Source organism: Metamycoplasma hyosynoviae (assembly GCF_004365165.1).
GTDB classification, from domain to species: domain Bacteria; phylum Bacillota_I; class Bacilli_A; order Mycoplasmatales; family Metamycoplasmataceae; genus Metamycoplasma; species Metamycoplasma hyosynoviae.
The window spans coordinates 1-23,833 of record NZ_SOCH01000002.1 but is presented as its reverse complement, the minus strand read 5'-3'; the positions used below and the strand labels follow the sequence as shown (position 1 = coordinate 23,833).

Annotated in this window: 23 protein-coding genes and 2 pseudogenes; 16 read left to right on the top strand and 9 right to left on the bottom strand. The window is 25.8% G+C overall.

Annotation, left to right across the window (positions count from 1 at the left end; translation table 4 throughout):
• Positions 1–8 precede the first annotated feature (8 nt).
• The 3 genes from JN03_RS08215 (at position 9) to JN03_RS08210 (ending at position 3,056) form a co-directional block, all read left to right on the top strand.
• Entirely contained in the window at positions 9–1,148 is a 1,140-nt protein-coding gene (locus JN03_RS08215) for a YhjD/YihY/BrkB family envelope integrity protein (RefSeq protein ID WP_036441654.1), read from the top strand.
• An 11-nt stretch (positions 1,149–1,159) separates the two neighbouring features.
• A complete protein-coding gene (gene msrA, locus JN03_RS00120) occupies positions 1,160–1,630 on the top strand; it encodes a peptide-methionine (S)-S-oxide reductase MsrA (RefSeq protein WP_036441651.1) in 471 nt (156 codons plus the stop codon).
• 148 nt (positions 1,631–1,778) lie between these two features.
• Entirely contained in the window at positions 1,779–3,056 is a 1,278-nt protein-coding gene (locus JN03_RS08210) for an endonuclease (RefSeq protein ID WP_051599137.1), read from the top strand.
• 95 nt (positions 3,057–3,151) lie between these two features.
• Here the strand turns inward: JN03_RS08210 and JN03_RS08205 are convergent, their stop codons facing one another.
• From JN03_RS08205 to JN03_RS10030, 6 genes and pseudogenes are all read right to left on the bottom strand, one after another.
• Entirely contained in the window at positions 3,152–4,369 is a 1,218-nt protein-coding gene (locus JN03_RS08205; RefSeq protein ID WP_036441648.1) for an MFS transporter, read from the bottom strand.
• Between the two features lie 11 nt (positions 4,370–4,380).
• A complete protein-coding gene (locus JN03_RS08200; protein ID WP_036441645.1) occupies positions 4,381–5,259 on the bottom strand; it encodes a hypothetical protein in 879 nt (292 codons plus the stop codon).
• A 16-nt stretch (positions 5,260–5,275) separates the two neighbouring features.
• Positions 5,276–6,100, bottom strand: a complete 825-nt coding sequence (locus tag JN03_RS08195; RefSeq protein WP_134076413.1) for an MAG4530 family protein — start codon at positions 6,098–6,100, stop codon at positions 5,276–5,278.
• Between the two features lie 844 nt (positions 6,101–6,944).
• Entirely contained in the window at positions 6,945–7,706 is a 762-nt protein-coding gene (locus JN03_RS00095; protein ID WP_036441639.1) for a lipoprotein 17-related variable surface protein, read from the bottom strand.
• Positions 7,707–7,819: 113 nt separating this feature from the next.
• Entirely contained in the window at positions 7,820–8,821 is a 1,002-nt protein-coding gene (locus tag JN03_RS08190; protein WP_208317674.1) for a hypothetical protein, read from the bottom strand.
• Positions 8,822–9,025: 204 nt separating this feature from the next.
• Positions 9,026–9,151, bottom strand: a pseudogene (locus tag JN03_RS10030) (hypothetical protein); the annotation flags it as partial.
• A gap of 200 nt (positions 9,152–9,351) precedes the next feature.
• On the opposite strand from JN03_RS10030, the gene JN03_RS00085 reads away from it, so the two are divergent.
• The 5 genes from JN03_RS00085 (at position 9,352) to JN03_RS08185 (ending at position 13,487) form a co-directional block, all read left to right on the top strand.
• On the top strand, positions 9,352–9,543 hold the full coding sequence (locus JN03_RS00085; protein ID WP_134076412.1) for a hypothetical protein: 192 nt from the start codon (positions 9,352–9,354) through the stop codon (positions 9,541–9,543).
• Between the two features lie 358 nt (positions 9,544–9,901).
• Positions 9,902–10,318: a 30S ribosomal protein S12 gene (gene rpsL / locus JN03_RS00080; RefSeq protein ID WP_036441627.1), complete on the top strand. Its 417-nt coding sequence runs from the start codon at positions 9,902–9,904 to the stop codon at positions 10,316–10,318.
• Positions 10,319–10,344: 26 nt separating this feature from the next.
• Positions 10,345–10,815 (top strand): 30S ribosomal protein S7, encoded by a 471-nt coding sequence (gene rpsG / locus JN03_RS00075; RefSeq protein WP_036441624.1) that lies wholly within the window; start codon positions 10,345–10,347, stop codon positions 10,813–10,815.
• 9 nt (positions 10,816–10,824) lie between these two features.
• Complete coding sequence (gene fusA, locus JN03_RS00070) at positions 10,825–12,918, top strand: elongation factor G (RefSeq protein WP_134076411.1); 2,094 nt, start codon at positions 10,825–10,827, stop codon at positions 12,916–12,918.
• A 104-nt stretch (positions 12,919–13,022) separates the two neighbouring features.
• Entirely contained in the window at positions 13,023–13,487 is a 465-nt protein-coding gene (locus JN03_RS08185; RefSeq protein WP_134076410.1) for a methylated-DNA--[protein]-cysteine S-methyltransferase, read from the top strand.
• A gap of 61 nt (positions 13,488–13,548) precedes the next feature.
• Here the strand turns inward: JN03_RS08185 and JN03_RS08180 are convergent, their stop codons facing one another.
• The 3 genes from JN03_RS08180 to JN03_RS00050 form a co-directional block, all read right to left on the bottom strand.
• Positions 13,549–14,499: a TMEM164 family acyltransferase gene (locus JN03_RS08180; protein ID WP_036441616.1), complete on the bottom strand. Its 951-nt coding sequence runs from the start codon at positions 14,497–14,499 to the stop codon at positions 13,549–13,551.
• 147 nt (positions 14,500–14,646) lie between these two features.
• On the bottom strand, positions 14,647–15,471 hold the full coding sequence (locus JN03_RS08175; protein WP_036441613.1) for a hypothetical protein: 825 nt from the start codon (positions 15,469–15,471) through the stop codon (positions 14,647–14,649).
• A 124-nt stretch (positions 15,472–15,595) separates the two neighbouring features.
• Positions 15,596–15,997: a cytidine deaminase family protein gene (locus tag JN03_RS00050; protein ID WP_036444193.1), complete on the bottom strand. Its 402-nt coding sequence runs from the start codon at positions 15,995–15,997 to the stop codon at positions 15,596–15,598.
• Between the two features lie 135 nt (positions 15,998–16,132).
• Between JN03_RS00050 and rpsP the strand changes: the two genes are divergently transcribed.
• The 8 genes and pseudogenes from rpsP to JN03_RS08150 all read left to right on the top strand — a co-directional run.
• Positions 16,133–16,399 carry a 30S ribosomal protein S16 gene (gene rpsP, locus JN03_RS00045; protein WP_036441606.1) on the top strand — a complete coding sequence of 89 codons (267 nt, stop codon included), beginning with the start codon at positions 16,133–16,135 and terminating at the stop codon, positions 16,397–16,399.
• A 2-nt stretch (positions 16,400–16,401) separates the two neighbouring features.
• On the top strand, positions 16,402–17,079 hold the full coding sequence (trmD, locus tag JN03_RS00040) for a tRNA (guanosine(37)-N1)-methyltransferase TrmD (RefSeq protein WP_036441604.1): 678 nt from the start codon (positions 16,402–16,404) through the stop codon (positions 17,077–17,079).
• Positions 17,069–17,413 (top strand): annotated as a pseudogene (gene rplS, locus JN03_RS00035) (50S ribosomal protein L19); the annotation flags it as partial. The gene trmD and the pseudogene rplS, both read left to right, overlap by 11 nt.
• 135 nt (positions 17,414–17,548) lie before the next feature.
• Positions 17,549–18,070: a tRNA (cytidine(34)-2'-O)-methyltransferase gene (locus JN03_RS08170; RefSeq protein ID WP_119863948.1), complete on the top strand. Its 522-nt coding sequence runs from the start codon at positions 17,549–17,551 to the stop codon at positions 18,068–18,070.
• A 12-nt stretch (positions 18,071–18,082) separates the two neighbouring features.
• Positions 18,083–18,907: a ribosome biogenesis GTPase YlqF gene (ylqF, locus tag JN03_RS08165; protein WP_134076409.1), complete on the top strand. Its 825-nt coding sequence runs from the start codon at positions 18,083–18,085 to the stop codon at positions 18,905–18,907.
• A gap of 10 nt (positions 18,908–18,917) precedes the next feature.
• Positions 18,918–21,092 (top strand): SGNH/GDSL hydrolase family protein, encoded by a 2,175-nt coding sequence (locus tag JN03_RS08160; protein WP_134076408.1) that lies wholly within the window; start codon positions 18,918–18,920, stop codon positions 21,090–21,092.
• A 145-nt stretch (positions 21,093–21,237) separates the two neighbouring features.
• The gene (locus tag JN03_RS08155; protein WP_134076407.1) at positions 21,238–21,741 is read left to right on the top strand and encodes a P-loop NTPase family protein; all 504 of its coding nucleotides are present in this window, start codon (positions 21,238–21,240) and stop codon (positions 21,739–21,741) included.
• The coding region (locus tag JN03_RS08150) for a hypothetical protein (RefSeq protein WP_134076406.1) at positions 21,741–23,833 on the top strand (2,093 nt) is incomplete at its 3' end. The genes JN03_RS08155 and JN03_RS08150, both read left to right, overlap by 1 nt.

The following is a 23,833-nucleotide window of genomic DNA, read 5'->3' as shown; positions in this document are numbered from 1 at the left end:
AGGAAAATATGTGTCGAAGAAAAAATAAATGAAAATGAAAAATTAAAAGCGGTTGACAGCATAAAGAAGATGACCTTGTTGAGGTTAATAAAAAAGAATATGACAATGGTCAAATAATTCAAACTGCTCCTAACCGTAATATTTTTGAAAAAATATTTAAATGAATTATTTATGGTATTTTATTTTTAGCTATTCCAAGATATCTAAAAAGCAGTCGTGCCAAAGGTAAAGAAATTGTTAATAACGCTTACAAAAAACTAAAATCGAATGAATTTACTTTCATTCCAATTGGTTATGCTATGTATTTATTTTTATCATTCATTCCAATTTCATTGATTTTAGTTTCTATTATTACTTCAATTCGCCCGGAATATAACTTTATTTTCCGTCATGTTATATTAGGACGTATTATTCCTAACATTGAAACTATTCTTCCACAAGATATATCTACAATTTGAACAAGTGTAGATGGTGCTATTACTTTCACATTATTAATTATTTCAGTTATTTGAATCGCTTCAAAAGGATATTCAAAATTCATCTTATCAATTGATGCACTTTATGAACACAAAACTGCGTTTCGTGCTTGAAAAAGTATGGTTAAAGGCATTTTTGTATGTATTACATTGATTGTGATATTAACGATTTTATTATTAGCATTTACTGCTTTTATGACACTTTTAATTGAAAAAGCTGGATTTGCTTCAATGCCTAAAAACTTAACTGATCCAGCTGAATGAGTAAGTTGAGATAAAACGCCAAAAACTTGATTTTTAGTAATTTACTATTTCACAATAATTTTATTTTTACCAGTTTCTACTTATTTGGGTTTTGGAGTGTTTTACTTGTATGCGCCCAACTTTAAATTAAAATTTCCTCAAATTCACCCGGGCGCTTTAATAACTTCAATACCAACTTCTTTCTTTATTTTAATTTTCGGTTCTATTACACCTTTAATTAAATATAACAAATTCGGTCCTGTGGCAGCTTTCATGTATTTAATATTACTAATGACTTTCATATCTTATTTCACTTATACGGGAATAATTGTTAATTCAAGTTTTTATAAAACTTTTGTTAATATCATTACTATTGACAAAGGTTCGATATTTTCAAAGAAAAATAGTTCAATCACTATAGAAGGATAAAAAAATAAATAATGAAAAAAATATATATAGCAGGTGGATGCTTCTGAGGTGTTCAAGCATATTTCAAAAAAATTGCAGGGGTTATTAAAACTACTGTGGGATATGCTAATTCAGATATCAAAAATCCATCTTATGAACTTGTAAAATCACATTCCACTACTGCAGCTGAAACAGTTGAAATTGAATATGATCCAACCAAAGTTCCACTTCAAACTTTAGTAGAAAAATTATTTTCAGCAATTGATCCTACTGCTTTAAATTACCAAGGACCTGATTATGGAAAGCAATACCGCAGTGGAATTTATTTTGTAGATGATTCTGATGAAAAAATAATAAAATCTAAAATCCAAGAACTTGCTGAATCTATAAAAGGCAAAGTAGTAACAGAAGTATTAAAACTTCAAAATTACTATTTAGCAGAAGATTATCATCAAGATTATGTTGATAAACACCCAGAAACAATTTGCCATATAAAACTTTAATTGAAATAATGAATGTGACTAACTAGATCACATTTTTTATTAATTTGTAATTAATAAATGCTTATTTCTGTTTATAACAAGTTAAATTTTTTTAATATTTAGCTTATGATAAAATTTTATAGCTATTAAAAAATTAACAAGGACTATAATGAACAAAAAAAGTCTCAAAACAACGCTACTATTCACATTTGTTCCAAGTGTGATATTCGCACCATTAATTTTTTCATCTAAATGTAATAATACAAAACCAACATTTCATCCATTAATTTCATTAAAAACTAATGCTGATATAAATAATTTACTTTCAAATGATTTTTCTATTACAAATCTAGATGAACAATATGATCTAAAAATTACTAATATAAATTTTGATGCTACAAAGCAACAAATTAATATTAAATATGACATTTTAGGAAAAATTTCTAACAAAGTAATTGCAAGTGGTTCGGTTTCTATTCCTGCCAATCAATCACAGCCTCAAAACCCTCAAAATCCGGGTGGTGGAAACCAAGGCGGCGGAAATGGTCAAGGTGAGCAACAAGGAGGTGGAAGTAATCAAGAACAACCTCAGACCCCCCCGACACCAAGTCCAAATCCCGGAACCCCGGTAAGTGTAAAATATGATGCAAGCAATAATTATTACCAAGATGCAGAAGGATTAAGAGGTAGAGAATTATTCGAAAAATTGTTCACTATCCAAAAACAACATTTGAAAAACTTTCACAATAATTATGCTCAATTATATAGAACTTATGAAACTGCATTTATTGATAAATATTTAGAAAATGATGGAACTATATTAGACATTTATTCAGAAAATCCAAATGGCTCTGATCCTTATAATTTCCAAATTGGTGAATATGAAGGTACTGGTGGACATGGCACCGGATTACCTTCTAGTGGTGAAGGCTCTATGTATAATAGAGAACATATGATTCCGCAATCATGATTCAATAAGGCTAATCCTACAAGAAATGATGCACATTTTGTATGACCTTCTGATAAAGCAGTAAATAATTGAAGAGGGAATCATCCACACTTTAAAGTTTCAAATCCTAAAATAACTAGTAAAAATGGAACTAAGATTTCAAATAAATATTGTGAACCAATTGATTGATTCAAAGGTGACACCGCACGTGCTTATTTTTACTTTCAAATAACCCACAAAAATGGTTATAGTGGAGCCGGTAGTCAAGTGTTTTATAAAACATTTCCTTATTTTCACAAAGAATTCTTAGATTGTTATTATGAATGAAGTGAATTTGACCCTGTAAATTTAGTTGAAATTGAACGTAATAAAGCAATCGCAGAAGCTCAAGGTGGAATTAGAAATCCATTTATTGATTATCCAGATTTATATAAATTAATTTGGGGAAATGGTACTGAAACCTTTAAAAATAAAGGTGTTGCAATTGGAATAAATTAAATTAATAAAAAACCAATAGACTATAAAAAGTTTTTTAAATTTAAAATGGAGGTAAGATCTCCATTTTAAATTTAAGTAAATTAGACTTGGATACTTTATTCTTTATCTAATTCATATTTTTTGCTATTCAAATTTAAATTAATATTAATAAGAGCATTAAATCAAAATGAGTATACTATTATGTTTAAAAACAAGAACACTAAACCAATATATAAGTTAGATCAATTCTTATTTTTTAGATAAAATCCCAATTCATGGAATATACACATTAAGAAATTTTGTATTAAAACAATTAATCCGGAAAAAATAAATATTATCTTTTCGGATTTCTTTAATTTCATATACTTTAAAACAAAAACAAATAGAATAACAATTATTATAGTAAAGAATGTTCACATCAAATACAATCATATGTAGAAAATTGATAATTTACTAAAGCCAAAATGATTCAAATTGTCATAACTAGCAACAAATGATGTGCTTAAAAAAATTGAATATGCAAAAACAAAATAAAAATTTATTAGACTACTTATCATATTAATTATGTTCATACGTGCTATTTTTTTATCGTGATTTTGTTTTTGCTTTCTTTCAAAATCAAATATTTTATTTAACTTAAAAAAAGTGAATATGTATTCTTTTTTATATGACGTGATTATGTTTTCATTTAATTTAAAATTAAATCTTTGAAAAACGTTTTTTACCTTTAATTTGTTTAAAAAATTTAAACAAACAAATGCATTTAACATGTCAATATATTTCTCGTTTGTTTTTAAATAATTTTTGAGTAGAAAATAAAATATGTTGTATTTATTTATCAATAAATGTTCGCTTTTAAATTCGGAGAAAATTAATTCAATATTTGTTAGATCATAATTATCAAAAAAACTAGAAAATTTTTTGAATTCTTCATCTTTTAATAATAAATTAATTTTGGATTTTCTTCATTCGATCTTTATTTCTTTTGCATATGAGAAATTAAATTTTAATAAAAAATAACCAATCATATACTTGGAAATTTTGTAGTCATTTATATCTTTATTAATTATAATTTTTCATAAAAATACTACTTTTAGTATAAAAAAGATATTACAAGGAGCGACCAATATAAGATAGAAAATAGTTGTTATTATTATTCTTAAAATTTTATTTGATTTATCTCATTCTATGATAGATAAACAAATAGTACACAGCGTAAAAAAGAAAATACTAATAAATACAATAAAAATGTATCAAAACATTTTTTTTTGCTTTTTTTCATCTGAAATTACAATTTTAGCTTTTTCTAAAATATCTTTAAGTTCTTTTTTCATTTTTTCTATATTTAGTAATTATGAATTTCTGCCATATAATTTTCTCAATATATATGGTTAGCTATGTTCATTTCATCTTTCAAAAGTTTATGATACTGATTAAAATTCTTATTAATTATTGTGTATCAAATACCGTATGTTTCATTTCTTGCAAAATTATGAGAATATTGCATAAAAGCATATATTTTTGTAACATTTTCAGAATTTATAACAAGATTCAGCATTTCCAAAAAATATGGAATTATTTTAGCGTAGTATAAATTACAACAATCTTGTATTTTATTTCCTATTTCGTTAATAATAAAGAAACCTAATTCAATTGCATTTTTTATTGCTATTGCAGAATCAATAATAGGAATCCCTGTATTATTTAAGCCCTCGCCTATTTTTCCAAGTATTTCGTTTAATTCTTTTAGTTCTTTTGTTCAATTAGTTATGTAATTTTTATATCAATTTATATCATATAGAAGTTTGTCTTCGATTTGTTTATAATTAAAAAAAAATTTATAATTTTTAAACGAAGCGCGTTCTATTACTGTGGGTGAAAATAATGAACGTTGTATATTTTCTACTTCAGTTCAATTAAAACCATCAATAGAGTAATTTGCACTATTAACTGAATTAGTTTTAATTGCATTAATTTTAGAATTATTATGGATTTTGCTATTTATAGTATTTAATGTTATTTTTTCAATTTCATTAATTCTTTTATTTAATTCCAAGGCATTATATCTATTTTTATTTTCTAATATATGTATATAACTATTTCTATTCAAAATTTCATTAATTTTTTTTATATCTTTTTTCTTAATACAAATTAATAATTGTTGTAAAAATTTCAAATTTTTATCAATGTCAAATTCATTTTTTTGTTTTATTTCTATTAGCATTGCTTCTCCTTTAATACTAAATATTTATTTTTGTTAATAAGTAACACCGTAAATCATTAACATCAAAATTTAAATACGAAACAATTTCTTTAGAATATTTGTCAAAATTTATTCAAAAATTTTTATTTAAATTTGTTTTTAATTTAATTGATTTTAAATTGTTTTGACTATCAATATTAAGGATCTCTTTTCAAATTAGATCCCTTTTAAACATCAAAACTTTTTCTATGTTATTTATTTTTTTAAGTAAATTAGCATCGAAAATCCTATTTAAGAAATTTAAATTAATGAGAAAATCATAGAATTTTTTATCTAAATTATTTAATCAGTTATTTTTAATAAAAATTTGTTTTATTTTTTCATTTATTTGTTCTAAGTTATTTGTTATCCTTACTTTATAAGGAAGGTAATAATATACAAAAAAATTACTCAATAATAAATAATTTAACGCGTTATTTATCTTTTTAATACGTTTAAAATTTTTGGTATGCATATTATATATTCACATCAAATCTATAATTATTTCAATTGTCTTTTTATTGTCGGTTCTTGTTAATACATATTCAATTAATTGAAAAATTTTCATCGCAATTTGTCAATATATATTACACGTTCAAATTAGATTATGTTTATTTATATGAGTGTATGGAATAAATTTTGTAGTAAGAATTTCAATACTAATATCTTGAATTTTGTAATTAATATATGAAAATTCACTTATAAGTTTTAAAAACCTTTGATTTTCAAATGATTTTTCTATTTTTTTATTATTGTAATCATAATCTAAAATAATTAAATCTATATCATTAGCAGCTCTTCAAAATAAATTTATATTACACATTATTGCGGAACTACCGTGTAAAACAAATTTTTTGTTAATTTTTCTTATTTGTTTTAATAGTGTCTTATTTACTTTATAAAGATATTTTTTGAAAAATATGTTTATAGATTTTATCTTTAATACTTTGTTTATACGATATAAAATATATATTTTTTTAATGATATTTTCACTTTTAAATAGTGTTCTAAATAAAGTAAGTAATTTTATAATAATTATTATTTGTATCAGTGAAATCAATAAGAGTAGAGAAGTTATTATTTTTACTCAAATAAAATTATTGAATATAATGTTTAAGACAAAAATAAAAAATTGTGAACTTATTATGATATTTTGTTGTAATAAAATGTTTCTATAAATAATAGAATAATGTTCAATAAATTCCTTATTCAAAAAATGAATTTTTTTGAAATCCGTATCCATTCTTACTTTAAATTGTACTTTAAATATACAACAAATTTCTAATTACTCAACTTATTAGGCATTATATTCAATAAAAATTTCTTTTTATTCTTTAAATTTGGATACTACTTAAATTTAATAAATTACTATATATTAATAGTTTGACATAGCCTTTTTACATATTTGCATTTTTGATAGGAAATCAAAAAGAGAAGACTTTTTTGCTTCATCTTCTCTTTTTGAAATAATTATTTATGCAAAATAAGATGTTTTGTATTAATCTGATTATTGGGATAGTACTTGTTCAAAGACTTGATCATCTTCGGTGTTGTCTTCTAATAAAATTAATCTTCATTTAACAATTCATTTTTCGCCATCGTTCAAGAGAGTAATACCTTTATTGTTTCCGGTTCCTGTTGAAGAATCTTTTGCTATGTTACTATTTTTACCATGCGTAAATACTTTTGCTTATAGAATTATCTGATATAGAAATACCTTCTATTTTTGTACCATTACTATTTTTTGTATAGAAAGAACCATTTTTGTATGCTAAAAATCTTCTATTTTCATCTCCATAAGTCTTCATAGATTTAAATAGTTTTATAATTTCATCTTTTTGACTTTGATCTACTGAAATTAATGTTCCAGAAATCGATAGATTATATAGTTCTTGTAATTTAAATTTTTTTGTTGTAGCAGTAGATGTTTTAAATCCTGTTTCTTCTTTTATAACATCCTTTGTAGAATGAGGATTATTAATCAAATCTTTTAATGTAATTTTTATTTTTAATTTACCGTTTTCATTATCTTGTTCGGTAAATTCGTAACTTTGAACTTCAATAGCTGATTTATATTCGTCTTTAATTTCAATTAGAATATTTTCTTTTTTAACAGCACTAGGTAGTACATTTGCTTTTTCTATATCTTTAATTTTAATTGTAAAACTATTGTCTACTTCGGTATTAAAATCAAAATGTTTCTTTTTAAAATCTTCAACAATAAATTCTTTTGAAACTTGATTAGAACCTTGTTTTAGAATAACTTCAATAGTTACTTTACCATTGTATTTATCTTTTGAAATGATTTTAATTTCTTTAGTTATGTCGTTGGATGGAGAATAATCCGAAGAGTTTTTCTTTAATTTGAATTTTTCTAGTTGTACATTATCTACTTCGGTGTTACTCTTATCTTCATAATCTATATTCATTCCATTAAATTCTTTTCCAAGTTCATCTTGTTTAAATCCTGAAATTTTTGCTGTTATTATTTTAGAAGTTAATTTGTTGCCTTTATATTCAATTTCGGCTTCATATTTTATTATTAATTTTGATGTTCGGAATCTTTTTGCAAACTTGTTATATTGAATTTAACGGGGATATTTTGAAGTTTAACATTTGGTAAGATGATTTTATCTTGTGCAGCTTGTTCTACTACTATAGTAGTTTTATCAGGATAATCAAATTTATCTTTATTATCTTCTGCAAGTTTATCTATTGCTGTTTGATCGATTATTTGAAAACTTAGTTCATTAGTTTCTATGAATTTTGTATCATATATGTAATTTCATTTTCCACTTACTTTTCAACTTTTGGCTAACGTTACTTTTGCCTTATATTTATTTTCGCCTAATTTAATTAATTTACCATTACCAAATATTGTTCCGAATGCTCAACTAACTTTTGACATATCTAATATAGGTTTTCTATTTGATTCTGTATATTTTTTGTCAAAATATGTTTTTTGATCAAAATCATAAAATATATCAATTTCATTATTTCCACCTTGAAACAATGATTCCACCGTAGATTTGGTTTCTGAGGTTTGATTTAAATCAATTGTTTTTACTAATTCTCTTTGCTTTATGATTACATCATAATCTGATTTAAAGCATTCAAGATTAATTTCTTTTGAAAGTGATTTTGAACCTTCTTTCACAGTAATTACTACAGTTCTAAAACCTTCATTGTAGTTTTGTTTATTAGGTGTTTCATTTTTGAACTTAGGCCTATAATCAAAACCTTCTTTTTTGCCCTCTAATTTAACTTTAGCAATATCTAAATCACCAACATCTATTTTCTTGAGAACTTCTGGTCCATCTTCATATGATAAAGTAATAGCATTTAATGCCTCTTGCAATGCCTTTTCTTCAAGAGTAGAAGCTTCAGATTGTTTGAAACCTTTAATTTCCACCTTACGTTTACTTGATATTAATTTAGTGTCTTTATTTTTTAACTGGAAATATACTTCGAGATTTTTTAAAACGCTCTTAGTTACAGATCATGATTTTTCAACAATTTCATATTTTGAAGGATCATCAATCAAACCATCGATTTTTGGAATTGTGAATTTTAAATCTCCCTCTACAGCATCTTTAGCAAATTTATTTTCTTTACCTTCTACATCAACAGTAATTTTCTTTGATGCAATTTCAAGATTTTTAATTTGTTGTTTCTCTTCTGCTGAAAGAGTTTTAAAACCTGTAATTTCAAAAGTTTTTGCTTTTGATAAAATACCACTTTGTTTATGTTTTAATCTTACTGAAACACTAAGTTTAGTTTTATCGTTAAAATCAACTTTTGGATTAATAAAATATTCGAATGTATTTTTATCAATAAAAGTAGTTTCTGCAACTTTAATATCACTTGAAGTAATTGTATTAGCTATTTTATTAGCGTGATTTTCTACTGAAACTCCGCTAATTTTTTCAAGTTCTTTAGCTAAAATGCCTCTATTTCATCAGTTGAATCGGCTTTAAATCCTTTAATTGTAAAGAATTTTGGTGCTTTTGTACCTTTTTTAATGTTTGTTAACACCACTAATACTTCTAGCGTAGTTGGATCGCTACTGTTTGGTTGGTGCGTTGACTAATTTTGAATACTGAAGGACGGTATCCTGTGATTTTTATATCTGAATCAGTAACATCTTTAGCAAATTTATCTAATGTAGTTACAGAAACTTTAATCTGTTTTATTTCACTTTCAGGATCTTCATTAGCACATGAAGCCGCTAATAAGGGAATAATTGTGGGGGGGTCATTACTGTAGATAAAAGAATTATCTTGACTTTTTTATTCATAATTTCGTATATTTCCTTTTTATTTTTTTAATTAACATTTATTGTTAAATAAATGCAATACATAAAATTTTAATATAAAAATGACTATATACAAGACTATTTTTCTATCTTACTAATAAACCATAATTATTTTATGAACTTAAATTTTTAATTGATTTGTTATATTCACAAATAGTTAAAATTCCACAATATAATTCAATTATTATTAGTTTTTATTAAGTAAAAATAAAAAAAATAAAAAATGAAACTACCGGATAAGTTGTTGTATAATAGTACAAGTATTTTTAATACTTATTTTATTTTTATAAAAACGAAAGGAACAAAAAAATGCCTACAATTAGTCAGTTGATTAATCACGGTCGTAAAGATAAAAGAACAAAATCTAAAGCACCTGCTTTAGGTATGATGTTCAATACTTTACATAAAAAAGAAAAAAAGATACCTAGTCCTTTTAAAAGAGGGGTATGCACTCGGGTTGCAACAATGACACCTAAAAAACCTAACTCAGCTATTAGAAAATACGCTCGGGTAAAATTATCAAATGGTCAAGAAGTTACTGCATATATTCCTGGTGAAGGACATAACTTGCAAGAACACTCAGTTGTTTTAATAAGAGGTGGTAAAGTTAAAGACTTGCCCGGAGTAAGATATACAATAATTCGTGGAACACAAGATGCTGCTGGTGTTGAAAAAAGAAAACAAGGTCGTTCAATTTACGGCACAAAGAAACCTAAGGCTAATTAATTAGAAAGTAATAAGGAGAAAATAATATGTCAAGAAAACAAAAAACACCAGTTAGAGATGTTCTAGCTGATCCAATATTTAATTCAAAAATTATTACTAAATTAATTAACACAATTATGTTGGATGGTAAAAAATCGGTTGCTGAATCTATACTATATAACGCATTTGAAATTATTAAAACAAAAACCAAAAAAGAACCATTAGAAGTATTTAACTTAGCTTTAGAAAACGTTTCGCCTCAACTTGAAGTACGTTCAAGAAGAGTTGGTGGAAGTAACTATCAAGTTCCTGTTGAAGTAAGTTCAAGAAGAAAACAAACACTTGCATTAAGATGATTAATTCAATATGCTCGTTTAAGAAACGAAAAAACAATGGAAGAAAAACTTGCAAATGAAATAATTGATGCATCAAATAAAATTGGTGGTGCTGTTAAGAAAAGAGAAGACACTCACAAAATGGCAGAATCAAACAAAGCATTTGCTCACTTCAGATGATAGGGCATTAGTATGGCTAGAGAATATAAAATTGAAGACTATAGAAATATAGGAATAATGGCGCATATTGACGCTGGAAAAACTACTACCACTGAACGTGTACTTTATCACACTGGAAAAATTCACAAAATTGGTGAAACTCATGAAGGTAAATCACAAATGGACTGAATGATCCAAGAGCAAGAACGTGGTATTACTATTACTTCTGCTGCTACTACTGCATACTGAAAAGGTAAAAGAATTAATATTATAGACACTCCAGGTCACGTGGACTTTACTGTTGAAGTAGAACGTTCTCTTCGTGTACTTGATGGTGCTGTTGCTGTTCTTGATGCTCAATCTGGAGTTGAACCTCAAACAGAAACTGTTTGAAGACAAGCAACAAACTACAAAGTTCCTAGAATTGTTTATGTAAACAAAATGGATAAAGCTGGAGCTAACTTCAAAGCATCAGTTGAATCTTTAAGAAAACTATTAGGAGCTAATGCTCACGCTATTCAATTAAACATCGGTGAAGAAGCACAATTCACAGGTACAATTGACCTTGTTGAAATGAAAGCTTACGAATTTGATGGTAAGATTGAAGAAAACTATAAAGAAATTCCTATTCCCGCACACTTAAAAGAAGAAGCAATGTTGATGCGTTCAGAATTAGCTGAATCACTAGCTGATTTTGATGAAGAAATTATGGAACTTCTACTTGAAGAAAAAGAAGTTAGTGCTGCCTTGATTAAAAAAGCATTAAGAAAAGCAACTATTTCTGCTGAATACTTCCCAGTTGTTTGTGGAACAAGTTTCAAAAACAAATGTGTTAAATTGATGCTAGATGCTGTTGTTGATTACTTACCTTCGCCTGTTGATATTCCTCCAATGAAAGCATATAAAGGTGAAACCGAAATCGCTATACCTGCAAAAGATGAAGAATTTTTCTCATCACTAGCATTCAAAGTTATGAATGACCCTTATGTAGGAAATTTAACTTACTTCAGAGTATATTCAGGTGTTTTAACTAAAGGTTCTTATGTATATAACTCAACCAAAGGTGAACGCGAAAGAATTGGTAGAATTATTTTAATGCATGCTAACAGTAGAACTGATATTGAAGAAGTTAGAACTGGTGATATAGCAGCCGCTGTTGGTCTTAAGTTTTCAACCACAGGAGACACATTGATTGATGAAAAACAAAAAGATGTTGTGCTTGAAAACATGAATTTCCCAGAACCTGTTATTTCGCAAGCTTTAGAACCTGCATCTAAAGATGCATCAGAAAAAATTTCACTAGCTTTACAACGTTTAGCTGCAGAAGACCCTACTTTCAAATACTGAACTGATGAAGAAACTGGACAAACTATTATTGCTGGTATGGGTGAACTTCACTTAGACATTATCTGTGACCGTTTAAAACGTGAATTCAATATACAAGTAAATGTTGGTGCACCACAAGTTTCATACCGTGAAACCATTACTAAATCAGCTGATATTGAAGGTATGCACAAGAAACAATCAGGTGGTAAAGGTCAATATGGTCACGTATGAATTAAATATGAACCAAACCCTGATAAAGGCTTTGAATTCGTTGACAAAATTGTTGGTGGTAAAATCCCTAAAGAATACATCAAGTCAATCGAAAAAGGACTTCGTGAAAAAATGCAAATTGGTATTTTGGCAGGTTATCCTTTAATCGATGTTAAAGCAACATTATTTGATGGTTCATACCATGAAGTCGATTCATCTGAACTAGCTTATAAAATAGCTGCTTCTAAATCACTTACAAAAGGTAGAGAAGTATTGGGAACTGTTTTACTAGAACCTATTATGGACGTTGCTGTTGTTGTACCTGAAGATTTCTTTGGAGACGTTATGGGAGATATTTCTCGTCGTCGTGGCCAAGTTAGAGAAAATGAAACTCGTGCTGATGGAGCAAATGTTATTAAAGCTTACATCCCACTAAGTGAAATGTTTGGATATGCTACTGACCTACGTTCAATGACTACCGGACGTGGTAACTATCAAATGTGATTTGATCACTATGAAAAACTACCAAGAAACTTAGCTGATGAAATAGTTAAGAAACGTGGTGGAAAAGCCGTAGTTGATGAAGAATAATAACAAAATAACTATTAAAAATTAACTTTTATTTTAAAACAATAATATCAAAAACACCACACCAAGCTAGTGCAAGCTCTGTGGTGTTTTAGTATAATTTAATTATGATTAAAACTGCAATTTATAAATTTCCATTAGGCTATTTGAAGTTATGTTACAACGAAGCTGGAAAAATCACAGAACTCTCAATCATTCAAAAAAGCATTGATGTTAAAAATATACCTAACTCACTCACTGATTTAGTCTATTTCCAAGTTTTAGAATATTTAAAAGGTAGTAGAAAAATTTTAGATTTTCCTTATGAATCACATGGCACAAAGTTTCAAGAACTAGTGTGAGCAGAACTTTGTAAAATTCCTTATGGCGAAACTAGAACATATAAACAAATTGCAGAAGCAATAGGTAACCCTAAAGCATATAGAGCAGTAGGTAGTGCTAATAATAAAAATCCCATTGGACTTATTGTTCCTTGTCATAGGGTTATAGGGATAAATGGCAAATTAGTGGGATATGCAGCAGGAGTTTCTATAAAAGATAAACTACTTGAACTAGAACGTAATAATAAATAGTTATTGTTATGTAATAAGAATATGAACAAAAAAGGAAATAAAAAATGGACTTTAAGCCATTTTATTGATTAGTATTTAATAGTTCAGCAGGTGTAGCATAAAAGGTTTCGGCAATAAGTTTTTCACGTCTTTTTTTGCTTGCAAGTTGTAAAGCAATTTTTCTATCCTTTTTTCAAGCTTTTTCAATCATATTTGGAATTAATAATCAAGCAGCTCAGAATACAGTGAATATTGTATAACAAACCATTAAAGTGAATAGTGGGTAGAATGCTGTTACCATTCAATCTTTTACACCGGGTACAATTTGAGCAATGGTTGCTGCAAATGGATTAGGTCTTCTATGACTAATGTTTAGAATATCTACTAGAACATTTATTTTTTTAGCCTTATGTAATTGATAGAAGAATTCATTTCCCACAATAGCAACAATTCATAGCATACAAAGAATAATGAACGTGTTTAGTATTGTTCTAAAACTCATCTTAACTCTTTGTGTTCACAATAAGAAGATACCAATAAATAACATTGTTCCATGGAATATCATTGTATGAAATGATATGAAGATGTTTTTGGTAAATACGTCTCCTGGATATATCATCATAACAAATGCTCCGCCATATAAGTTATATACACAAATAAAGTCAAGCAACACCTTTCTAACTTTTTTGTTTCAACTTATTAAATACATTGGTATGAAATAAAGTGGCATAGAACATAGAACCAGTGGTATAGCATACGCCGCCCCTTCATAAGTTCAGTAAACCTTACCATTTTTATCAATGTGTCCAGTAGCATAGATTTGTTTGAAGATTTCAACTACTACTAATACCATTCAAGAAAGACCAACAACTAAACGTGTTACTTTTTCTGATCTACTCTTATATAAAATAATAGAAAGTACAATGGCAAAAACTAAAAATGAAAATAAAAATATTAAATGGAAAGTTTTAAAAGCCTTTGGTGGTTCGCCAGAAGCAAAATCTCTATCTAAAAATTGAAGTAATTTAACCATTTTTATTTCCTTATATTAATGAGTATTAATAAAATTAAAAAAATTATATATCAATGTAATAAAAAAAAGAAAATTTCTTTTTTCATTAAGATCTGTGCAATTTATAGACTAAAAATAGCCATAAATTGTAAATTTTTACTAATTATATTATTCTATGAAGTTAAGTTCGTTAATAGTTGCATTAACTTCAACCATTGTAATATTTGAAATATCTGATTTATTTATTTCAATAATGTAGTTATTGCTTTCAGATTTTGGAATTGTAGAAAGACCTAAATTTTTATTTTTTAAATAATGATAAACATTAATATTTAATTTAACTTTGTTCTTAGATTCTTTTTCAATATTTTTAATTTTAAAAGAAATAGTTTCGGTTTGTTCAGTTCCAAAATCCATAGTTAGATCAGGAATACTTGAAAGTAAAATTAAAGATTTTTTAGCAAAATATTCTTTATTATAAGTTGCATCAAATTCTTTTTTTATTGCATCAAATAAAGCGTGACTATCTCAAAAAGGTTTAGTTAGCGTATTATATTCTTCCAAGCTATTAATTGCTATTAAACTACTTTTTCTAGCAATATTAGCAATACCTTTTGATTTAATAAATTCATTAGCTGATTTTTTCTCACTTATAGTTTGAGATTCAAATGGATAAAAGAAATTTAAAAAGTTAATTTTTAAATTAGTATATTGCTCATCACTTATATTCAAATTTGTAGGTATTTCATCAATAGAAGCATCACTAAAAAGTGGTTTTGAAAACTTTAAAATATTTTCGTTTAGTCAAGTTTCGTTATTTGATTTATCAATCAAATTCAAAAAATTATTCTTAATTTTTAGAGTAAAAAAATCAATATCCTTTTTTTCAAGTTTCGTAATTACAGCTGTAATTTCTTTAGAGCATGACATTACTGCAATAGGGCTAACCACTACTGGAACTAATGAAAATAGTAATAAATTTTGCTTTTTCATATCCCCTTCTTTAAACTTCTATATTAGTTTATTATATTATTAAGCAAGTTAAATGCATAAAAGTTAGTAAAATTAGCAAATAAAAACTCAGAAGATTAGATTTTATTTCTGAGTTTTTATGTTTTTATTGAAATTTGACGTCTTCCATTTTTACTTGATAAGGAACAAGTTCATTGATACTTCTTGTTTCTCTCATAGTGCCATCTACATTATAGAAATATACTTTTCCATCAGGTTGGATAAATTGAGTTATAACTTGTAAACATGCACTGCAGCAATATAAAATTTTCTTTGAATTACTTAATACGTGAACTTCTTTAAATGATCCTACTTGTGCACCATAAGCAACAGATCCAAATAAGCATGATCTTTCAGCACATAAGCCGCTAGGTAGTGCTGGATTTTCGACATTTACTCCATAAAATGCTTTATTATCGCTAGTAATTGCACAGCATGCAACCTTAACCCCTGAAAAAGGGCAATGTGCTAATTCAAGTTTTTCTTTTAATTTTTCGTATACAGTCATAATGATAATTTTACCATTTTTTCAATTTATCTTATTTTAAAACATCAATAATACAAATATTTTTTTGTAAAGTATTTTTACTTAACAAGATATATTATGATATACTTTATCAAGTTTAATTTATAAGAGGTAAATATGGTTAAATTAAGATTAAAAAGAACTGGAAAAAAATTCTATGCAACCTATAAAATAGTTGCAGCAGATGCCAGAGCACCTAGAGATGGTAAGTTCATTGAAGAATTAGGATATTATGACCCTAACTCAAAAAAACTTCACTTGAACTATGAACTTGTAGAAAAACATTTATCACAAGGTGCTAAACCTACTGAAACAGTACGTAACTTATTGAAACAAAATGATTTTTATAAAAATTATTCACTTAAAACAACTGCTAAAAAATAAGTATGAAAATTAATATCCTAAGTTTGTTTCCTGAATATTTTGAAACCTTTAAATCACAAAGTATCATAGCTAAAGCTATAGCATTAGGACATTTAGAAATAAACATTATTGATTTCAGAAATTTTTCAAAAGAAAAACACAAAAAAGTAGATGATATGGTTTATGGCGGTGGAAGCGGAATGCTTTTACAAGTAGAACCAATCGATCTAGCTCTTGAAACTGTAAAATCTTCACATAAGATTTTACTTAGCCCCCAAGGACAAATGTTCAATCAAAAAAAGGCTCATGAACTAGCGAAGTATTCTGAAATTACATTAGTATGTGGGCATTATGAAGGTTTTGATGAAAGAGTACTACATTTTGTAGATGAAGAAATATCAATTGGAGATTATATATTAACAGGTGGTGAGATTCCTGCAATGGTAATAAGCGAAGCTGTTGCAAGACTGTGTCCTGGTGTAATTAAAAAAGATAGTCATCAAAACGAAAGTTTTGAAAATCAAGGACTTTTGGATTATCCTCAATACACTCGTCCTGAAAACTACAAAGGTCTTAAAGTTCCAACTGTACTTCTAAGTGGAAATCATAAAGAAATTGAAAAATGAAGGAAAGAACAGGCATATATAAAAACATTAAAGAATCGTAAAGATATTATTGAAAGGATAAAAAATGAGAACTAAACTAATTGAAAGTGTTGAAAGTGAACAAATTAGAAAAGACCTTCCAGAAGTAAGGGAAGGATATAACGTTAGAGTTCATGTTAGAATTAAAGAAGGAAATAAAGAAAGAATCCAAGTATTTGAAGGACTTGTTATTGCTGCTTATGGTGAAGGTATCAATAAATCAATTCAAGTTAGAAAAGATTCTTATGGAATTGGTGTTGAAAGAATTTTCAAAATTAATTCGCCTTTGATTTCAAGTATTGAAGTTACCAGAAAAAATAAAGTTAGAAGAGCAAAACTATTCTATATGAGAAATCTAACTGGAAAATCAGCAAGATTAAAAGAAATCAAAGCAAATCAACCAGCTCCTGCTGCAAAAAAAACCGCTGCTGAAAAAGTCGCAAAAAAAACCGCAAAGGCTACAAAACCAGCAAAATAATTGGATTGCTCCAATTATTTTAATTTTTGGCTAAAATTATATTTAGTTATGATCAATATAATTTTATATAGTCCCGAAATTAGTCCTAATACTGCTAATATCATCCGTACTTGTTATGCTTGCAATGCAAAACTTCACATTATAAAACCACTTGGTTTTGATTTGCATCCTCATTGATTAAAACGTAAAGCAGCAGGACATTTTTTGAGTGAAATACCTCATGAAGTTCATGAAAACTACGATGCTTTTGCTCGTAAATATGGTTCAAAAAATATTTATTACATTACAAGATATGGACAAAAGACATATACTGATGTAAAATTTGCCGCAGAATTAATCGAAAAATCTGAACTATGAATTATGTTTGGTACTGAAAGCACAGGCATTCCTAAAAAAATAATGCAACAAAAAATTTCAAATTGCCTTCGTATTCCTATGTTTGCAGAATGCCGTAGTTTAAATCTAGCCAACACAGTTTCTATTGTTTTATATGAAATTATGCGTCAAAACAAATTTACTGGGCTTTCTGAATTTGAAGTAATTAAAGGTAAAGACTTTATTAAAAAATAAATGGTGCGATAAATGATAAATTGATTTCCTGGACATATGGCAAAAACCTTGCGAGAACTACGTGAAACTCACAAGCTTTTTGATCTATTTATCATTGTTTTAGATGCTCGCATTCCTAAATCAAGTTTTAATCTTGATATTTATAAAATAATTAATGGTAAATCTATTTTATTTATCTTCAATAAAATAGATAAATGTGATTTGAATAAGCTCCAACCTTTTTTAGCCGAATATAAAAAATTAGGTAAAGTTTTACTTACCAATCTAAAATCACATTCAATATATAAAAAAGTAAATAGTGAAATTAACTTCTTTTATGAACAATCAAAAAAGAAAAATGAACTGAAAAATAAATTAACTCCTCCCTTAAAATGCATTGTTTTAGGACTTCCCAATGTAGGCAAAAGCACATTAATCAATGTACTTTCAAAATCATCATCAGCTAAAGTTGGTAATATGGCAGGAGTTACAAAAGCTAAACAATGAATTAATTGCAAAAACTATATGCTTCAAGATACTCCTGGAATATTGATTCCTAAAATAGAAACTGAAGAAATGGCTGCTAAATTCATTGCAACTACTACTATTAAAACTGAAGTTTTAAATGAAAGTCAAATAGTAGAATATTTATACCGCTTGATTTCTTCAAAATATCCTGAAAGACTTTTAGAAATCAATTTAAAACCAGCCATTGAAAGTGATGCAATATTTGAAGAAATTGAAAAATATGGTAAAGCTAATAACTTTTTGAAACAAGGCGGAATGGTTGACACAGCTAAAAGTATCAAAGTTTTAATAAGGTACTTACAAAATTTAGATAATGTCTCATATGATTAAGGGCAAAAAAATGAATATAGAAAAATTAGATGAATTCTTTTCTAAAAAACCAAGTAAAAATACATTATTAGGTAAAGTTAGTTATGTTGCATTAGGTGACACTTTTGCTTCGGGGCAAAATTCAAAATATGGTTTTAATTCAAATGGAAAACTAGAAGCTGATAAATCAATTTCAGGACTAGGTTATCCTTCATTTTTTGCTAATTTAATTAATGAATCTGAAAATTGTATTTTGGAAAACTTTGATAATTTTGCAATGCCACTTTCTAATATAGAATTTTGAACTGCAATTATTGAACAAGATAAAAAGAAATTAAATCAAAATCAAAGAATAATTGACTTCATTCAAATGCAAGATTGAAGTGTAAAAAATCCATTCAAAAACTTTTTTTCAAATTATTTCAAATCTTGAAACTTGCAAGACAATATTTTTAAAGTAATTTATCAAAAAGTAAAACAAGCAAACCTTTTAACCATTTCACTTGGATTTAGCGACCTTCTTGAAAATATTGCTATTACTAAACTTTATGCAATTAAAAAACACACTGATGAAGAACGTCAAAAATTGTTAGATGATAATTTGCAAGAATTTGAACAAAAACTTGCAAATCTGAAATCTAAATTTCAACATTTGATGAAAAAAATAACTAGTATTACCAATGCTCATATTTTTATAGTTCCTTATGTTAAACCTTTTCTATATTTAGAAAAAGTTATGAGTGAAATATTTGTAGATGTTGATAAGGACAATAAACTTTCTTTATTTGACTATATTTTCAGAAAATTTAATTATATGCAAAAGCAAGTGGCTAATGAGCTTAATTTGAATTTTGTTAACACTTATGATTTTCATTATTTTGCAAGTAATTTAGATTTATTAGAAGAAAACTTTTTTTCATTTTATCTAACTGAAAAAGGGTATAAAAAAATTGCACTTGATCTTTATTGCAAACTTTCTTTAAATAAGCAAAACTTTTTATTAGGTTCAGAACATTCAAACGTGCATTATAAATATAAATATGATATGGAATATTGAAAATCAGATATTTATTCTTATGACCAAATATTTGAACATAATATTTCAACTACTAAATTATTTGAAAAAATTTATGGTAACACTTTAAACCAAAAACTATTAATCCGTAATAAACTTGAAAATAAATATAGCAGCTTATTAAACCCTTATTTTTCAATATCATCATTCATTGATAATTATGTAAGATACTACAACTATGATTATTCAAACTTTTTGACTGTTTTTATTAAAGAAAAAATCCCTAACTATTATGAATATGAATCAATAAGCAAAATATTGAATTATTTAACATCAGAGAAAAATACTCGTGATTTACTACTCTTATTTTTAAAAAATGGAAAGTTTGAAAAACTTTTATTTGTAATACAAAACAAATTAAAAGAGTATTGATTTGAAGGACATAAAATTAATTTATATTTATTAAAACAAGTTATTCAATCAGTTTTAGTAAGTAACCAAAAATATTCATATGATATTTTCAAGCAAATCTTTAATTCTCGAACTTTAAATGATAATGAAGAAGTGCTTCAAGATATTGTCCTTTCATTTTTAAAAGATTGCTTGAACACTAATTTACTTGAAATTTTAACCAATTTCAAGATTAATCAAAACTATACTAAAATTACAAAGTATTTATCAGAGCTTAAAACATTTGAAGAATTTTCTGAATTTATTTTGAAGAGTTTAATTAACCGTTCTAATTTATATTCACATCTACAAGATTTTGACATTTTCTGGAAACAATGATTAATTAATAATAAATATAATTTATTATTAGTACTTAATAAAATCTTCTTGGAAATATCTTCAAAAGATAAAATAAACCATACTATTGATTTTATTTATGAAACTATTCAATCACTTTTCAAAATCAAAAATGTAGAGGGCAAAGACGAACGCCAAATCAAAAAAAGTCTGAACATCATACTTTCAACTTTAAATGCTAATCCAAGAAATTTAAATAACTTGCTTATAAACCTAATAAACAAATTAAAGAACTTTTCAATCTTCAACTTCATTTTCAAAAAGAAAACTAAAAATATTTTTAGCATTAGAAACTGAGTTGGGATGAACAATTTTATTTTCCTACTTGTTAAAATTTTCTCTCATGTTCTAACCATCAGAAAAATTGTTAAAAAGTATTTATAAAAATTATTAAAACTAGCTTTTTTCTAAATAAAAAAGCAAATAAAAAAATGCAGCACAATGTGTGGAAAACTATATTAAAAGTTAAAATTTGAGTTCAAAATTTTTGTCCTAATTTAATCTAATCATTTTATTCAAAAGAATAAAAATGTATAATTTTATTATGGAAAACACTTTTTCTAATAAATACATTAAAAAAGATATTATTCTTGAAATAATTAATGTTTCAAAACCAATTAAAAATAAAATGTTATTAGAAAATATTTTATTTAAATTAATTACTAAATCTTTTTATTTTCTTAGACATACTAATGCTGGAAAATCTACATTAATGAATATTCTTACGAGTAATGGTAAAAAATATACTGGCAATATATATATCAAAAACGAAGATATTAAATTAGTAAAAATAAGAGAAAGTTGTATGTATTCTAACGCAAATCTTTCATTTCCTTTATGATGAAATGTGTTTGAATATGTTAAAAACTTCTCTTATTTTTTTAATAATAAATTTTTCTTCAATAAAGATATTTTGACACCCATTTTGGAATTAGATCCAAGTCTTAATTTAATCTATACATTTTTACTTTTATTAATTATTAATATAACAATACCTTTAACAATATTTAGATCAATAAAAGGAGAGATATAATGAAAAAAAGTCATAAAATTGCATCTATTTTATTTGGAACATTATTGCCAATCACAATTGTTCCAAGTATTATTACAATAGCGGCAATAGGTAAAAGAAATAAATCTGAAGGTTTTTATTACAATGATAAATATTTTGCTAATTCTTCGGAATTTGAAAATCATGTTAAAAATGAAATTAGTCAAGCAATGAGCTATGATGAAAGAACAATTTATTATGCTAATAACATTAATAAACAATTTAATTCTGAAGCAGATTTAAATAAATTTTTATATAAGAATATAAAAAGCCATGATGTAAATTTATTAAAGCAAAATATATTATATGAAAATGATTCAAATTTGCCTTTAACATTAGATCAACTAAATGAAATGGATTTAAATAATTTAGATTACAATACAAGAGCTTATTTGGGGATAAACAATGTTGCTTATAATAATGAAAAAGATGCCAAACTTTCATACATTAATAGCGCACAAATTTATAAGTTTAATAATAAGTATTATGCAAATAAAGAAACCATAATTAATGAAATAGTATTAAATTACAATCGAATTAAAAGTACCTATTCTACAGAAAACGAAAGAATAAACGAATTTAAGCGATTATATAATTTAACTGACACTGATTATAAGAGATTTACTGCTCCTAATGGAAGTGTTTCTGATATTAATTTTCAAAGTGCTAATAATGAATTTAATTTAGATTTATTAAAACAGTTTATTAGCAATAATGCAAAAAGATATATAAAACATAATGGCAATATTTATGAAGTTGATGAATTTGTTAATAATCATTTTGCTAAACAAGATTGAAAAGGTTCATCAATTATTAAAGTAAAATCAACAAAAGGCGATAAGAAATATTTAGTTGACATAGATAAAAATGATGAGGCTAATTTTTATGGTGATTATATTTTAAAATCTCCAAGTGATGAAATTAGAGATTTTAAAAATCCTTCTAAATGATCAAAACGTAAAAGAAATGAAAATGTTATATCTTCTAAAGATTCTATATATAAAGAAATAGTTAATAAATTTGTTTCAAATTTAATGATGACGGTTAATAATTATTTATTAGAAAAGAAAATAAAGGAAAATCCTGGCCAAAAAGAAGAATTATTAAATAAATTTCACAACAATTTTTCAATTTTTAACTTTTTACCTTTAATAGATGAAGCTGAAATATTAAAAACTCATTTAAAAGCTTTTCATATCAATGATAATAAACATTCAAATTTATGAGAAAAATTTGAAGAAATTATTAAATTTATGAAAAATGGTAAAAGAGGAACATTTTTCAATCAATTAAATGTTTTATATTTTTCAGGATTAGCATATTTTGCTAAAGATGTTGCTTCTAATACGCTTGTTTTATTATTTAAAAAATACTTTAAAAATCTAATTAGTAAAATAGATTCTTATTTAAGTGATGCATTAGGTGATTTATATGTAGATAATCAAGAAAAGAAATTAAATTTAGTAGAAGCATATAATCTAGATGATTATTCATTAGATTTAGATATAAACAATGATTTTTTCATTAGTAAATTAACTAATAGCGATAATGTTATTAATGCTATTGGTACTATTAATTTAGCTGCGACAAATGCAATGAACTCTTCATCTGCAATGCCTTTTAGTGATGAAGATTTATTAAGAAAATCTTCAAAAAATTATGATAAATTAGAAAAATTGTATGATAAATATTCATTGAGTTCTAAAGATAAATCGAATTATATTTTTGATGATAACACAGGCGAATATATTAGAACAGAAATATATCAAGACAACAATGAAAACATTGCCTCTAATGCATTACAACATTATAATTATGAATCAGCAAAAGCGATGAATGAATATTTAAGAGAAAATTTCTTAAATAATTTAAAAGATGTTGATTATTCAAAACTATATACAAATAATGCTTTGATGAAAAATTATGAGTTTGGATTTAATTATTATAAAAAGGTTGCAATTGAATTTTATAAAAATTCATCTTCATCTCTATCTAAAGAAAAAATAAATGGATTAAAAACGTTAAACTTTAATAATGAAAATGATATTCAAATATTACAAAATGAAGTAAAAAA